This is a genomic window from Nonomuraea sp. NPDC023979, from assembly GCF_040639085.1.
In the GTDB taxonomy this organism is placed as follows: Bacteria; Actinomycetota; Actinomycetes; order Streptosporangiales; family Streptosporangiaceae; genus Nonomuraea; species Nonomuraea ceibae.
In genome coordinates this window covers 1-14,371 of the sequence record NZ_JBEZZG010000012.1, presented here as the reverse complement: position 1 = coordinate 14,371, position 14,371 = coordinate 1, and the positions used below count along the sequence as shown (strand labels likewise).

12 protein-coding genes are annotated in these 14,371 nt (G+C 69.7%); 1 reads left to right on the top strand and 11 read right to left on the bottom strand.

Features of this window, described 5'->3' with window-relative positions:
- Window positions 1–5: 5 nt before the first annotated feature.
- The 5 genes from AB0G11_RS21780 to AB0G11_RS21760 all read right to left on the bottom strand — a co-directional run bounded on the left by AB0G11_RS21780 (window position 6) and on the right by AB0G11_RS21760 (window position 5,379).
- Window positions 6–683, bottom strand: a complete 678-nt coding sequence (locus AB0G11_RS21780) for a DUF4956 domain-containing protein (RefSeq protein WP_219507136.1) — start codon at window positions 681–683, stop codon at window positions 6–8.
- A gap of 6 nt (window positions 684–689) precedes the next feature.
- Entirely contained in the window at window positions 690–1,607 is a 918-nt protein-coding gene (locus tag AB0G11_RS21775; protein WP_357587710.1) for a polyphosphate polymerase domain-containing protein, read from the bottom strand.
- 137 nt (window positions 1,608–1,744) lie between these two features.
- Window positions 1,745–3,211: a HAMP domain-containing sensor histidine kinase gene (locus AB0G11_RS21770; RefSeq protein ID WP_357587708.1), complete on the bottom strand. Its 1,467-nt coding sequence runs from the start codon at window positions 3,209–3,211 to the stop codon at window positions 1,745–1,747.
- Window positions 3,208–3,909: a response regulator transcription factor gene (locus AB0G11_RS21765; RefSeq protein WP_357587706.1), complete on the bottom strand. Its 702-nt coding sequence runs from the start codon at window positions 3,907–3,909 to the stop codon at window positions 3,208–3,210. The genes AB0G11_RS21770 and AB0G11_RS21765 overlap by 4 nt, the downstream gene beginning before the upstream one ends.
- Before the next feature lie 567 nt (window positions 3,910–4,476).
- Window positions 4,477–5,379 carry a LysR family transcriptional regulator gene (locus AB0G11_RS21760; RefSeq protein ID WP_357587704.1) on the bottom strand — a complete coding sequence of 301 codons (903 nt, stop codon included), beginning with the start codon at window positions 5,377–5,379 and terminating at the stop codon, window positions 4,477–4,479.
- 188 nt (window positions 5,380–5,567) lie between these two features.
- Between AB0G11_RS21760 and AB0G11_RS21755 the strand changes: the two genes are divergently transcribed.
- Window positions 5,568–5,873 carry a DUF1330 domain-containing protein gene (locus tag AB0G11_RS21755; protein WP_357587702.1) on the top strand — a complete coding sequence of 102 codons (306 nt, stop codon included), beginning with the start codon at window positions 5,568–5,570 and terminating at the stop codon, window positions 5,871–5,873.
- Window positions 5,874–6,186: 313 nt separating this feature from the next.
- On the opposite strand, the gene AB0G11_RS21750 is transcribed toward AB0G11_RS21755, so the two are convergent.
- The 6 genes from AB0G11_RS21750 to AB0G11_RS21725 all read right to left on the bottom strand — a co-directional run.
- Window positions 6,187–7,428, bottom strand: coding sequence for an FAD-dependent monooxygenase (locus AB0G11_RS21750; protein WP_357587700.1), 1,242 nt, complete (start codon window positions 7,426–7,428; stop codon window positions 6,187–6,189).
- A 652-nt stretch (window positions 7,429–8,080) separates the two neighbouring features.
- Window positions 8,081–9,448, bottom strand: coding sequence for a tyrosine-type recombinase/integrase (locus tag AB0G11_RS21745; RefSeq protein ID WP_357587698.1), 1,368 nt, complete (start codon window positions 9,446–9,448; stop codon window positions 8,081–8,083).
- Between the two features lie 180 nt (window positions 9,449–9,628).
- Window positions 9,629–10,483 (bottom strand): alpha/beta hydrolase, encoded by an 855-nt coding sequence (locus AB0G11_RS21740; protein WP_357587696.1) that lies wholly within the window; start codon window positions 10,481–10,483, stop codon window positions 9,629–9,631.
- A gap of 374 nt (window positions 10,484–10,857) precedes the next feature.
- A complete protein-coding gene (locus AB0G11_RS21735; RefSeq protein WP_357588030.1) occupies window positions 10,858–11,703 on the bottom strand; it encodes a GNAT family N-acetyltransferase in 846 nt (281 codons plus the stop codon).
- Window positions 11,704–11,827: 124 nt separating this feature from the next.
- Window positions 11,828–13,975, bottom strand: a complete 2,148-nt coding sequence (locus tag AB0G11_RS21730; RefSeq protein WP_357587694.1) for a peptidase domain-containing ABC transporter — start codon at window positions 13,973–13,975, stop codon at window positions 11,828–11,830.
- A 100-nt stretch (window positions 13,976–14,075) separates the two neighbouring features.
- On the bottom strand, window positions 14,076–14,371 hold a 296-nt coding region (locus AB0G11_RS21725; protein ID WP_357587692.1), incomplete at its 5' end, for a hypothetical protein.

The following is a 14,371-nucleotide window of genomic DNA, read 5'->3' as shown; positions in this document are numbered from 1 at the left end:
GCCGCCTACAGGTCGGTCTGGTCGTACCCGGTGAGCACGGTGACGGACTGGCCGTGGTTGCGCTCGCGCAGAGCCGAGATGAGGTCGGCGGGCTCACTGCCCTTCTTGATCCTCACGGTGTACATGAGCTCGGTGAGCGCGCCGCCGCGGATCGATTCCATGCTGACCAGTTCGAACTCGTCGGTGTGCCGCACCAGCACGTCCTGGACCGTGGCGGTGAAGTCCTCGTCGGCCGGCACCTGCACCTTGACCACCTGGCGGCGCACGTTGAGCGCGAACCAGTCGAACCGCTGCATGAGCATGATGATCAGCGAGATCGCCACCGCCGCGACGATCGCCAGCAGGTAGAAACGAGTGCCGACGGCCATGCCGACGCCCATGACCAGGAAGATGAACCCGACGTCGCGGGTCTCCTTGATCGCGTTGCGGAACCGCACCACGGACAGCGCGCCGACCAGGGCGAACGCCCGCGCGATGTTCGAGCCGACGACGAGCATGATCAGCGAGATGAGCATGCCGAGGATGACGAGCGTCTGCACGTACGACTGGCTGTAGGAGACGTTGCGGTGCGTCGCCCGGTACACCCAGCCGATCATCGCGCTCAGCACGAACGACAGCGACATCGCGATCGCGATGTCGGCCACGCTGAACGTGCCGGACAGATCCTGGAAGGAGAAGTCCATCAGGGGTCAGGCCTCCATGTGAGCCATCGACCGCTCGCGGCCGGGAAGATGATCGTTGCCGGGCATGTGATCGTTGCCGGGAATGTGGAAGACGGAGCGCGGCGCCAGCCCGTAGGCCTCGATGCTCTGGCAGTACTTGGACACCCGCACCACCTGCAGGCTCCGCTTGGCGGTCAGATCGGTGAGCCAGTACGGGACCCGCTCGTTCGCCTTGACTTCCATGATCGCTTTGCGGGCGGGGACGATGAGCCGGTTCTCCGCGTCGGCGCCGAAGTGGAAGTCGCGGTCCCGGCCTCTGATGCGGCGGTCGAAGGTGACGCGCAGCCCAACGTCGGCATCTCGCCCCATGTAGGCGTGGCGGGTGTAACCGGTCATCGCGGTGGCGCGCAGCTCCAGCCGGGAGACCAGGTCGAGCACCTCTTCCAGGAAGGCCCGCTGGGACGGCTCGTGGTCGACCATCTGCCGCCCGTCGCACAGCCGCAGCGCGTCAGCGTACGGCAGGCGTACCCGGCGCTTCTGGGTGACCCGGTTGACGCGCTGCTTGATCTCGACGAACACCGGGGTGTCCGGCGCCGCCGCGAACCGGTCGCCGTAGTGGCGCACCCGCAGCTTCCTGCGGAACTTCAGGCCCTCGATCTTCTCCCAGTAGAAGCGAAGCTGCCGGGTGTCGTAGTAGACGCTCCAGATGTTGTAGCCCTCGTCCGGGCAGTGCCGGTCGCGGTCGAGCCGGTTCTCCAGTTCCTCGCGCAGTTCGTCGACCCGGTCCGCGTCGATCAGGTATTTGATCTCGTACCGGTTGAACGCGTGCAGTTTGCTCGGGGCGCGCAGCCGATGGCCGGCATCGCCTTCCGGCAAGACGCTCGAAGCGGTGCATTCTCCGGTCTGACCTTGGAAGACGTCTCGCTTGCGGAATCTTCGCAGCATGTCCCTCCTTCGGTGTCAGAGCACATCTGACAGCACGAAGCTGGGAATAGTGTGTGAATCGCCCGCCAATCAGAGATGAACAATCTGTTCCCATCCCTGCCGTTTTGGCCTGGCTGATATGCGAATTCGCGGCAGGCTCAGCCGTCCTGAGACCGGTACAAAGGCAACAGGACGCGGAACGTCGCTCCCGCGCCGGGCGCGCTGCGCGCCTCGATCCTGCCCGCGTGCGCCTGCACCAGCGCGGCGGCGATGGCCAGCCCCAGCCCGGTGCCGCCGTACGCGCGCGAGCGGCTCGGGTCCGCGCGATAGAACCGGTCGAACACATGGGGCAGATCGTCAGGGGCGATGCCCTGTCCCTCGTCGCGCACCTCGACCAAGGCCGCTTCCGTATCCGCGGCAGGTCCTGTTCCCGCATGCACGACCCCGTAGGGTGCGGCGTCGCCGGCGGTCCGTCGCCTGACCGTGACGCGCACCGTGGTGCCCGCCGCCGTGTGGGTGATCGCGTTTCCCACCAGGTTGGCGATGACCTGGTGCAGGCGGTGTTCGTCGCCGCGTACGAGCACCGGGTCGTCGGAGATGTGCAGATGGATGGGGCGCTCGCGGTCACGGGCCTGGGCGGCGTGCACCACATCACCCGCGAGGACCCGGAGGTCCACCACAGTGGGCTCCAGCGTGGGTTCCTGATCCAGGCGGGCCAGCAGAAGCATGTCCTCGACCAGTACGCCCATCCGTTCAGCCTCGCCCTCGATCCGGCCGAAGAGCCGCTCGGCCGCCGGGTCCCGCGTCCTGTGCCCGTGGTGGTACAGCTCGGCGAAGCCGCGGATGGACGTGAGCGGCGTACGCAACTCGTGCGAGGCGTCGGCGACGAAGTGACGCAGCCTCCGCTCGGACTGCTCCCGCTCGCGCAGCGCGAGGGCCAGGCGCTCCAGCATCACGTTCAGGGTCCGGCCCAGCCGGCCGGTCTCGGTGCGCGGATCGGTGTCGTCGACCCTGCGATCGGTGTCCCCCTCCGCGATCGCCTCCGCTGTACGCTCGATCCGGTTCAGCGGACGCAGGCCCAGCCGCACCACGAACCAGGCGACCGCGCCCAGCAGCGACAGCACCAGGACGCCGGCGGCCAGCTCGATGACCAGCAACTGCCGCACGGTTTCCCGGTTGGCCGCCAGCGACATCGACACGGCCACCCGCCCGCCGCCCGGCACGCTCGCCACGAGCACACGCCACTCCTCCGAGCCGGTCCTGCCGGCCACCGTGACGGGACGAGCCGGCAGCGCCGTGGCTTCCTGGGCCGTCAGGGCGGGCCCGTCCGAGAGGCCGGGCGGCATCCGCCGCACCACGCTTCCGTACGCGTCGTAGAAGGTCATCCGGAACTGTGTCGGCAGCTCCATGTCCCCGAGACGCCGAGGAGGCGGCGCCGTGGGCGGGGGGCGCCGGCCGAGGGTGAGGACCAGTTCGGTCAACTGGGTGTCCACCCGAGCGAGCAGCACCCGATCCAGGAGCAGCACACCCGCCACGGCGAAGACGGCCAGACCGGCAGCGCACAGGCCCAGCAAGGCGGCCAGCAGCCGATGCCGCAGTGACCACGAACGCCGAACCAGCCTCATGAGGAATCCTGCAGGCGATACCCCAGCCCACGCAACGTGTGGATCAACGGCCGGCCTTCCGCGTCGATCTTCCGCCGAAGGTAACTGATGTAGGACTCGACGATCCGGCTGTCACCGTCGATGTCGAAGTCCCACACCCGCTCCAGAATCTGTCCCTTGCTGACAACCCGCTCGGCGTTGATCATCAAATAGTGCAGGAGGCTGAACTCCGTCGGCGAGAGATGGATGGCCCGCCCCGCCCGCCGCACCAGATGAGCCTCCTCGTCGAGCTCCAGATCCGCATAGCGGAGAACCCGGTCGTCGACCTCTTCCAGCACGGGCCGGACCCTGCGCAGGATCGCCCGCAGCCGCAGAACCACCTCCTCCAAGCTGAACGGCTTGGTGACGTAGTCGTCCCCGCCCGCGGTCAGGCCGGAAATCCGGTCCGACACGGCATCCTTGGCGGTGAGGAAGAGCACCAACGGACTGTCCTGCGCCTCCCGCAACCTGCGAGCGACCGTGAAGCCGTCCAGGTCAGGCAGCATCACGTCCAGCACGATGATGTCGGGCCGCTCGGACGCCACCGCTTTCAGCGCCGCCCGTCCACTGGACGCGGTTCGCACGTCGAAACCGTTGAGACTCAGCGCCTCGGACAACAGCTCCCGGATGTTGGGCTCGTCGTCAACGACCAGGACTTTCGCGGGCACGGACTCGTTCATGGGTACGTTCTACGGTACCTGTGTAAGAGCAGCCTGAAAGGCCACGACCCGAGCGTGCGAGGCGCGAAGTCGGGCCGCGTCCCCACTCCCCACAATCTCATGTACGTTGCCGCCAATGCCTTCCTCGCCACCCCGCACGCCGCCTACGCTCGGCCATCGACCGCGTCATCGCGCTGCTCGCCGAGATCGGCGCCATCACCTCCTGGCTGCTCCGGTGCCAGACCACGAAGCACTGGGCCGCCCCGCCAGCCAGCCTCGGCCGACGCCGAACGCCGCAAGGAAAGCGCGAACGGACCCGCGCGGTCGCCAAGACCACCATCCGCCGGCTGCTGTCCCGCCGCGAAATCAGCTAGATGATGTCCCGGAGGCAGCGGTGGCCCAGCCGCCGAGAGCTCGGGCTGGGCGAGGACGTCGCCGCGGTGTACGACTCGGACACGACCCCGGGGCCGTCATCGGATGCTGATCCGCCGGTGTTCTGAGGTCGGATCGGGCATTAAGCCAGTCCGCCGGGCGCAAGGTCTTCGGCCTCGCCACCGCAGGCGTCCGTCTTGCTTGACCTCGTGCGCGTCAGTCCGGCAGCCAGTGCAGCTCGTGCGCCAGCGTTTTGGCGACGGCACGGATGCGACGGTGCAGCGGCGATTGCTCGCGCGGAAGGACCAGGTGGATCGTCAGGCTGGGCGCTCCCCGCAGCGGTCGCCAGGTGAGACCGGGCGGTGCTGCCGCGACCGCGGCTTCTCCGGCCGGGGCGAGGGTGACCCCGTCGAGCAGGTCGCGCTGAGACATGTCGAAGGAGACTGCGGGCGTGTGGAATCGAGGGTGTGGCCGGATGTCTCGGAACAGTGCGGACAGCTGATCGTGGACCACGGGGTTGGCCGCACGATCCGGGAGTCGCAGCGGATACGCGGCCGCGTCGGCGATCTCGATCTCCGGGTGTTCGGCCAGCGGATGGTGCTGCGCCAGCTGGACCCCGACGCGCATACGCCGCAGCAGGAACCGGCGCACGCCACGGCCCAGCTGTTCACCACGGGTGATCCCGGCATCGATTCGGCCATCGGCGACCGCGAGGGAGATCTCCGGTGTCGCCATCGGTACCGCGCCGACCTCGAGCCCGCTGTTGCCGCGAACCAGCCTGTCCACCAGGGCCGGTACCGTCTCGGCCCCGGCGCTGAGGCTGTATCCGATGCGCAGCGTGCCCAGCTCACCGGCCGCCGCGCTCCGGGCGGTGTCCCATGCCCGGTCCAGCGCCGCCAGCGCGGGTGGCGCGGACTCCGCCAAAGCCGCACCGGCCGTGGTCAATGCGACGCTACGCGTGTTGCGGACCAGCAGGGCCGTACCGAGTTCCGCCTCCAACCGGCGCATCCGGGCGCTGAGTGCGGGCTGTGCGATACCGATCCGTGCGGCCGCGCGGGTGAAGTTCAGCTCCTGCGCCAGTACCAGGAAGTAGCGCAGGCTCACCGTATCCGGCGCCACGTGCCCTCCCCGCCGATTGATAACGGTTCGTTCTGAGTCTATCCCGTACCGGTCTTTCCCTCGGCCGCACACCAAGCCCTAACCTGCGCATATGACGATGCAACCGGCCGCAGTACCCATCGCCGGGATCGATCGATCTGCATGTCAATGCGAAGTCGGACGTGTCCGGCCCAACACAGGAGGTTTCCATGGCCAAGGGCTACTGGGTCAGTGTCTACCCCGCTATTTCCGACCCTGAGGGGCTGACTGCCTACGACAAGCTGGCCGGTCCGGCTGTCCAGGCTGGAGGCGGGCGCACCATATCCCTCCTCCCGTCCCAGGGCGGTCGAGTCGTCGCCCACGAGGCCGGAATTGCGCAACGCGTCGTTCTGATCGAGTTCGACAGCTTTGATCAGGCCGTCGCGGCATACGAGAGCGAGGCGTACCAGAAGGCGCTGGTGGCCCTCCCTGACGGCTTCGAGCGCGACTTCCGCATCATCGACGGCATCGACTGACCTCGACGGCCTGCATGAGGCCACGGGCAGCCGCCGTGTCCTGCTCAACCTCATCGACCAGGGCCTGGCCTGGCAGCTCCCGCCCATGCGCTCGACCGGCCCCGGCCGGCCGCCGATAGCGGGAAGACTTCCTCCATCGCAAGGCTGGCCGGCTACCGCGGCCTGTTCGACTCCCTGGTCACGGTGCTGTCCAACCGGCTGACCGAACCGCTCAACCTCCCCGGCGATCGCCGGGCCGAAAGCTACCGTTCCCGCAGGCGCCGCGTCGTCGTCCAACGGCAGCCCGGTGCCGTGCGGCGGGCTACTCCATGTCCTAGCCGCCCGCGAGGTCGCTCCGGCCTGCTGATGCGGCGAGCGACGGCGAGTAGTCGTCGAGGGTCATGGCGTTGTGCAGGCGTGCGCTCTTGCTGGCCAGGCGGAGAAGTGCGCGCCGGGGCCGGGCGGGCAGGGCGGAGATCAGGCGGGCGCCCTGGGCCAGTCCTCGTACGCCGAGGCGGGAGGCGGGGATCAGGGTTTTGGCCGCGCTGAGCGCGGCCGCGTGGCTGCCGCGCACGTGCTCGGCCATCGCGTGCTCGTAGGCGGGGAAGGCGCGCTGGTGGTCGCCGCCCGCTCGCGCCAGTTCCCCGGCCAGTACGTACGCGCCGACGACGGCCAGGCTGGTACTGCCGCCGACGGCCGGGCCGGGACAGTAGCCGGCGTCGCCGACGAGCGTCACCCGGCCGCGCGACCAGGTGTCCATGCGGACCTGGGTGATCGAGTCGAAGTAGAAGGCCGGGGTACGGTCCAGCTCGTCCAGCCAGCGGTCCACCTCGGGGTGCATGCCGTCGAACGCGCCGCGCAGCAGCTCCTTCTGCCGGGGCACGTCGCGGTGGTGGTAAGCGAGCTCGTGTTCACTACGGAACAGGAGCAACGCCCGTGCCTCGTCGAGGTGTCGCGCGCCGTACATGCCGGCGGTGCGGCCCACGCCGACGTGCATGAGGAGCTCTCCGTCGAGGCCGAAGGAGTGAGGCAGGGTCAGCACCCCGAAGTAGGCGCCGATGAAGGCGCCGAAGCGGGACTCCTCGCCGAAGACGAGGCGGCGCACGTTGGAGTGCAGCCCGTCCGCGCCGACGACGATGTTGAAGCGGCGCGGCGTGGCGCGCTCGAACTGTACCTCGCCGTCGGGCGAGATCGCGGTGATCGAGTCGCCGAAGAGGTACTCGACGTGGTCGCGGGTGGCGTCATAGTAGATCTCGCTCAGGTCGTCGCGCATGATCTCCAGGTGCCGGTCGGAGGTGGCGTTGAAGATCTTGGACAGGTTCACCCGGACAGGGCGCCGGGCGCCCTCCTGGTGAATGGTCATCCGGTTGGTGCCGGTGGCCCGCTCCTCGACGCGCGCGATCAGGTCCATCTGCTGCGAGATGTTCATCGCGGGCCGGAACAGGTCGACCGCGTGGCCGCCGGTCTTGCGCAAAGCCGGCGCGCGCTCGACGACGGTGACGGAGCAGCCGTGCCTGGTCAGCCAGTACGCCAGGACCGGACCGGCGATGCTGGCGCCGGAGATGAGAATCCGCATGGCATTCCTGCTTGTCATTCAGCCCACCCGTACGTCGTGGAGCGCGCGGTCGACCGGCCGTGACCGCCCGTCGGAAACGTTCATGAGCCCACTGTCGCCGCCGGTACGCGCCGGTGGCTTGGACAAATGTTCCCCTCTACCGCCTGGCCGGTGGGCTGAAGCACGGCCTCGAGAATCGCGGCGGACCGCCGCATACAACTCGACCTTGGACTCGGGCTGCACCAGCGCCACCTCATCCCGCGAGCACATCAATGCTCGCACCACAAGTCCTCGGGCGCTGTTACTTCCCAGCGACATCACCTTGCAGCGGAAACGATCGCTGTCACCTGTCATCGACAGAACCAGACGTGAAATGGACGCGGGACCACGTGTCCTGCTGTGTGGAAGTCAGCGGCCAGGCCATGCGGCGGGATGTTCAGCGTCGTCAGCGCTCTTCGTTGGTTGGATGATGGGCATCGTGACGCACTCGGCGAAGTGGAGGTCGCACGCTGATCCCCTACGCCGAAACTGTCGGTGCCCGTTCGTGACATCTCGGTCACCAAGACGGGCAACGGCCAGGTTTCGGGTCGCGCCGAGACAGCAGGAGTGCCGGCCTTGGCGTGGGTAGAGGACCCGTGCCAGGAGTGTGCCGCGGTCGGCCGACACAGCCTGCTCAGCGTTTACGTCGCGACGGGTCGCCGGTCTTGCGGCGTTTTCCTGCCAGCGGCTGTGCTCCCCGATGGCGCGGAGGCCGGGGCCGGCGAGCGCGCGCGGTGGCATCCTCCCCGTTCGTCTCATCGACTGCCACCGTGACCTCGGTGGCCTCGCCGGGACCGGTGGAGGGTTGTCCGGTGAGCAGGTCGGTGAGCCGGTAGGCGGCGTGGCCGTCCAGTGCGCTCTGGCCGCGGTCGTAGCGCTGGGTGGTGACCGGCGAGGCGTGCCCGAGCAGTTCCTGGACGTCTTCGACGGCGACTCCCGCGGCCCGGAGCAGGGTGGCGGCGGTGGCGCGGAGCATGTGCGGGGTCAGCTTCGCGAGGTCCAGCCCTGCGGCGCGGGCGGCGCGGCGCAGCGCGGTCTGCTGCCGCCAGCGGTCGAAGCTGCGGCCGTCGGCGCGTAGCAGGAGCAGCTGGTCGGTGCGGCGGCCGGCCAGCAGCGGCCGGAGCAGCTCCATCACCTCGGCGGCCAGCGGCACGACGACCTGCCGGCCGCCCTTGAGCCGGAAGGCGATCACCCAGTGCCCCGCCGAACGCTCGATCCGTCCCGCCGTCAGCCCTTCCAGTTCAGCGGCGCGCAGCCCGAGGGTGGCCAGCAGCATCACCGCCGCGGCGTCGACCGGATGACGCTGGGCGATCTGCTGCGCACCGCGTACGAGGGCGGCGGCCTCGTCGAGGGCCAGTGCGGGGGTGGTGCCGACTTTGCCGACCTCTGGCGTCTCCACGAACGTAGCGGGGCTGTGGCTGATCACGCGGCGGCGCACCGCATAGCCGTACAGCGATTTCAGCGTGGAGATGTGCCGTTTGACGGTGGCGGCGGCCAGCGGGCCACCGCCCCGGCCGAGCACCGCCGCATGGCCGCCGCCGGTGCCCAACTGCTCGGCATAAGCGACCAGGGCGTCCTCGCTGACCTGCCACAGCCCGGCGCCGGGCGCGGCGGCGGCCCACCAGCGTACGAACTTGGCCAGGTCGGCCAGCCGGGCGCGGCGGGTCGCGGCGGTCCTGCCCGCGCGCAGCCACGCGGCCACCGTCGGCCAGCTGGCCCGTTGCCCGGGGGCAGGCGTGTCGTCGGTGCGCGGCAACGCGTCGATGAGGTCCACGTCGGCGCCGGGCACCTCGCCGCCGTCCCTCGGCCGACGCCGGGGACGCAGCCCGGCGATGTCACCGACCGAGTCCACCAGCGGCGCGGGCGGCGGCAACGGCGGCTCGGCCGCCTGACCGACCCCGCCGACCACTCCCCCGCCGCCGTGACCGCCTGAGCCGGCAAGCGTCGCGCCCGCCCCGGGACGCCACACCGCGGTGGGCACGAGCACGTCGTCGCGGCTCATACGCCTCCTTCGAGATCGAGGCGCTCCGAGGGGGCCTCTCCGGTGTCCTGACTCAAGAGAAATGATGCCGGGTGTAACATGCCTGCCCAGAATGCGGGCGCTGGGCTGTGGCCACCACAACCGCACACCCGGGCTCCCGTCAGGGTCGTGACGAGCCTGATCGTGCCACATTGATCCTGATCAGCGTCCGTCGGTGTTCGGTCGTGGTGGGCTCGTGAAGAACCTGTGCAGTTCCCTGGCCACCAGGGGCGGATTCCCGCCTCTGTTCCTGTTGCCCGAGCCGCCGTGGTTGAGCTTGGCGAACTCGACGCGTTCCGCGTCGGGCAGCACGCGTTTCAGCTCGTCGAGCGCGCCCTTCAGATAGGCCGGGCTCTTGCCCCCGCCCATGAGCAGGACGTCGGCTTTGATTCCGGCGAAGCGCCGCCACTGGTCTGTCGTCTCGATGATGAGTTGGGCGTCGTAGTGAAAGGTCGGGACGAGTCGCAGCATGTCGCCGAGCATGAGCCGGACGATGGGCTTGAGCAGCCATCCGGGCGGGGCGTGCCGGAACAGCTGAGTCTCCTTCGTCGCGATGACCAGCGCTTCGGCGTGGTCGCCCGCCTCGATCTCCCGGTCGAAGCGGGGTAGCCAGTCGGTGGCCAGCGACCCGTTGATCGACAGCGGCGGCTCGTAGACGGCCACCTTGCGTACTGTCGGCAGGTCAAGCGCCGCCTGCAGGCAGATGATGGCGCCCGAGCTCAGGCCGAACAGCGCCTTGGCGCCTGTCGCGGCGAGCAGCGCTTCGAGGTCCTCGACCTCCCTGCGCAGGCCGTAGTCGGCCCCATGGGGGCCGCTCAGCCCGCGGCCGCGCCGGTCGGGCAGGTAGACGGTGAACTCGCCGGCCAGTTCCTCGGCCAGCTGCACGTGGCTCCCCGCCGACTCCATGCCGCCGTGAACGAGGACGATCGGCGGGCCGCTGCCGAGCCGCTGGTAACCGATGGTGGTTCCGTCTGAGGAGGAGACGGAGCCCGTGGTGCCTGACGTGTTGACATCCATCGCGGTCATCCCTTCGGACGTGCCTCGACCGGCCCCCAGGATTGCCACTCTAATGCGATATAACGCGATGTGGGCGAACGCTCACTCTGTCCCAGCCGCCAGCGACATGCGCACGTCGCGACCCCCGCTCATCGAGCCCGAGAGGGACGGGGCGCCTCGGAGAAGCCCCGTGCCGCATCAGTTTGCCTGGGCCCAGTGAGAGTTCTCATTCTTCTGCCAGTAGCTGATCCTCATCAGGTGGCCAGTAAGCACAATGGAGCTTCATGGGAGTCGATCCTGGCATCGGGGGCGGAGGAACGTACGGCCAAGCGCGAGGCGAACGACCATGGTCCTCCAGCGTTGCCGCGCTCATGCGCCTGCGCGCTGCCAGAGGGTTACTCGTAGCGTGCGCGTCGGGCGATGGGGGTGAATCCCAGCCCGCTGAACAGTGCGGCCGACGCGGGGTTGTTGACGTTGATGTCGAGGAGGACATGCGTGTCTCCGGCTGCGCGGAGCCTCTCCAGCGCGGCCAGCGCGAGCATCCGGCCGATCCCCTGACCGCGCCGTGCGGGAAGCGTGCCGATCTGGATCAGGAAACCTTGAGCGCAGGTCACGAAGCCGAGAAGATCTCCATCGTGCCGGCGTGCCACCAGCGAGCAGTGGGGGCGGAAGTCGTCGTCGACGGTCCAGTCGATCCATTGCTGCTGTGACCAGCCGGGAAATCCGGGCCGGTCGGCGAAAGACCGCTGGTACGCCTGAAAGAAGAGGTGGCGCGTGTCCTCTGCCCAGGGCTGGACGGTGATACCGGCGGGGATCGCGGTCGCTGGAAGTGCGTGCAGGTCGAGGCGCATCACGTCTTCGGCGAAGCTCTGGCGCAGGCCACGCGAGGCGAACAGGGCATCGGCGTCAGGTGTAAGTGACTCCATCTCCACGCTGACGCGCTCTCCTCGGCCCCGGGCCAACTCGAGCAGCCGATCCAGCAGTTCCGCCCCCAATCCTCTACCGCGGTGTTCTGGATCGACCCATCCGGTGATGACAGGGTCCTGGCGCACCAGACGCACGCATCCAGCAGCCAGCAACCGGTCCTCACCGAACACGCCGACGCTGATCATGTCCAGGCCATGGCGTCGCCCCAGAAGATCGCCCCAAGCCTCCTGCTCTCCTCCATCCCGCGCCGTGCATCGGCCCGCAAGATCGGCTATCTGAGTGAGATGCTCCGGCGAGAGTGCCGACCACGTCATGTTCACATTGGCTCCAGATCGGTAAACAGCATCGCGGTCACGGTGGTGCCTAATCTGGGCCCGTACGGGGGGCCGCGTCTACGGCGCCGTCGAGGGCTGAGACTCCGCCGGAACAGGCGCTGGTTCAATGGCCCGGACCACGTGACATATCGGCCTGGGTCGCGACGAGTTCGGCGTACTTCCCGGGCACGCTGATCAGTTGGTCGTGGGTGCCGCGCTGGACGATTCGGCCCGCGTCGAGGACCAGGATGAGGTCAGCGTCCCTGACCGTGCTGAGCCGGTGAGCGATGACGATCCTGGTCTGCGGCAGCCGAGCCAGGCGGGCTTCGATGGCGGCCTCGGCGGCGCTGTCGAGGTTGCTGGTGGCCTCGTCGAGGAGAAGCACCCGGGGCCGGGACAGTACGGCGCGGGCCAGCGCCAGTCGTTGCCGCTGGCCGCCGGACAGGCCGCCGCCCTCGGTCAGCATGGTGTCGTACTTCATGGGCATGGACATGACGTCGTCGTGCAGCGCGGCCAGCTCTGCCGCCGCGACGATGCGCTCCAGTGGGGCGTCGGGGTCGTTGAGCGCGATGTTCTCGCGGATGGTGCCGTTGAACAGGGACGGGTCCTGGGTGACGACGCCGAACTGCCGGCGCAGGCTGCGCGGGTCGAGTTCGCTCGCGGGTACGCCGTCGTAACGGATCTCGCCCTCCACCGGGGTGTGCAGCGCCAGCAGTACCCGGGCCAGCGTGCTCTTGCCCGAACCCGACGCGCCGACCAGCGCGACCTTCTGGCCGGGGCTGATCGACACCGATATGCCTCGGAGGGACCACGGGCCGTGCCGGTCGTGCCGGAAGCCGATGTCGCGCAGCTCGATACGGCCGCGCAGCCGCAACACCTCGATGCCCTCGCCGGGCTCCGGGGTGGAGATGAGGATGTCGGAGAGCCGGTCGAAGTGGGCGCCGGCGAGCTGGAGACTCTGCAGTGAGGTCATCAGCGAGCCGAGCGGGGTCAGCGCGGCCAGGGCGATGGCGTTGAGCGAGACCAGTGCGCCGACGGACAGTTCACCGTCGAGCACCCGCCAGGCGCCGATCCACAACAGCCCGAGCGGTGTGACCACGCGGATCGCCGACACCACGGCGTCCAGGAAGCCGTGGGTGAGGCCGGCCCGTACGTCCGCGTCGAGCTGCTGGGCGAAGTGACCCGACCACTGCTCGACCGCCCTGCGCTCCGCGCCCGACGCTTTGAGCGTCTCGATGCCGCTGAGCGTCTGGATGAGGGCGCCCTGCGACTTGGCCAGGGCCGCCAGTTCCCGCTGGGTCAGCAGGTGTACGCGCCGGGACATGGCCAGCAGCAGCAGCGACTGGAGCAGCACCACGCCCGTGAGCGCCGCCCCGAAGACCGGGTCGCGGACGAAGATCAGCACCAGATACCCGATGGCGAGTGGCCCGTCGAGGACCGCGGTGATGATCTGGCCGGTGAGCAGTTCGCGCAGGGTCGAGACGCTGGAGGCGCGGGTGACCAGGTCGCCGGTGCCCCGCCGGGTGAAGTACGTGTAGGGCAGGGCTACCAGATGGCCGACCACCCCCTCGCTCAGCTCGCGGTCGGCACCGGCGCGTACGGTCACCAGCAGCGCCGCCCGCAGGTAGCCGAGCACGAGCTGGGCCGCCCCCGCGATCAGTACCGCCGCGCCGAGCAGCGGCAGCAGGGCGGCGGCGCGCTGCGGCAGTACCGTGTCCAGCAGCAGCTCGGAGAACAGCGGCAGGGCCAGGCCGACCAACTGCAGCAGCAGCGAGGCCGCGATGACCTGCGCGAGCAGGCCGCGCCGGCGGGCCAGCAGCGTCCGTACGAACTGTCGCCGCCAGGCGTCGGCCGGCGCCGGGCCGCGCCGGAATCCCGCGCCCGGTTCGAAGAGGAGCAGGACGCCGGTGAAGCCCGCCGCGAACTCCGCCTGGCTCAGCCGTCGCCGCCCCTGGCCGGGGTCGACGAGGTCGACGCGGCCGGCGGCCCAGCGCTCGACCACCACGAAGTGGTTGGATTCCCAGTGGGCGATGGCCGGGAGCGGCGCACGGGCGACCTCGCCGGGGGCGAGCCGTAGCGCCTTGGCGGCCAGTCCGTGCTCGCGGGCGCCCGCCACGACGGCGCGGGCGCTGAGGCCGTCCCGGCCGACGCCGAGGCGCTCCGCCAGCTCGGTGACCGTCGTCCGGTGGCCGTGATGGCCCAGGACCATGGCCAGGCATGCCGCCCCGCACTCGGTCTGCGTGTTCTGGAGCACCACCCGCAGCCGGCTCACCGGACGCCCACGATCAGTACCGCCACCACCCCGCCCGCCGCCGGCACCGCCACCGCGAGCCAGAGCAGTGCGAACGACGGGCCACGGCGATCGCGCGCGGTCACAGCCAGTGCCATTCGACGTCGGCCTTGGCCCGCAGTCCGGCCAGGTACTCCGCAAGGCCCGCACGACCGGCGGCGGCGAGGGTGCGCGGGTCGGCGGGGTCGGCGGGACGGCGTTCGCGGACGACGCCGAGCAGGTGGCTCCTCCCGTACGGGACCGGCCCGACGACGGTTCCGGCGGGGGCGGTGCGCAGCGGTTCGGGCAGGTCGAGGGCGGGGCCGTCGGCGGTGGTGACGGTGATCCGGTCGCGGCCGGCGAGCGCCCGGGTGAGGGCGGCGACGGGGTCGGGGGCGC

Excerpts from the sequence above, each read along its gene's own strand:
- AB0G11_RS21740 (WP_357587696.1), bottom strand. The coding sequence starts at position 10,483 with ATGGATGTCAACACGTCAGGCACCACGGGCTCCGTCTCCTCCTCAGAC.
- AB0G11_RS21745 (WP_357587698.1), bottom strand. The coding sequence starts at position 9,448 with ATGAGCCGCGACGACGTGCTCGTGCCCACCGCGGTGTGGCGTCCCGGG.
- AB0G11_RS21780 (WP_219507136.1), bottom strand. The coding sequence starts at position 683 with ATGGACTTCTCCTTCCAGGATCTGTCCGGCACGTTCAGCGTGGCCGAC.
- AB0G11_RS21775 (WP_357587710.1), bottom strand. The coding sequence starts at position 1,607 with ATGCTGCGAAGATTCCGCAAGCGAGACGTCTTCCAAGGTCAGACCGGA.
- AB0G11_RS21755 (WP_357587702.1), top strand. The coding sequence starts at position 5,568 with ATGGCCAAGGGCTACTGGGTCAGTGTCTACCCCGCTATTTCCGACCCT.
- AB0G11_RS21750 (WP_357587700.1), bottom strand. The coding sequence starts at position 7,428 with ATGCGGATTCTCATCTCCGGCGCCAGCATCGCCGGTCCGGTCCTGGCG.
- AB0G11_RS21765 (WP_357587706.1), bottom strand. The coding sequence starts at position 3,909 with ATGAACGAGTCCGTGCCCGCGAAAGTCCTGGTCGTTGACGACGAGCCC.
- AB0G11_RS21770 (WP_357587708.1), bottom strand. The coding sequence starts at position 3,211 with ATGAGGCTGGTTCGGCGTTCGTGGTCACTGCGGCATCGGCTGCTGGCC.
- AB0G11_RS21735 (WP_357588030.1), bottom strand. The coding sequence starts at position 11,703 with ATGACGTGGTCGGCACTCTCGCCGGAGCATCTCACTCAGATAGCCGAT.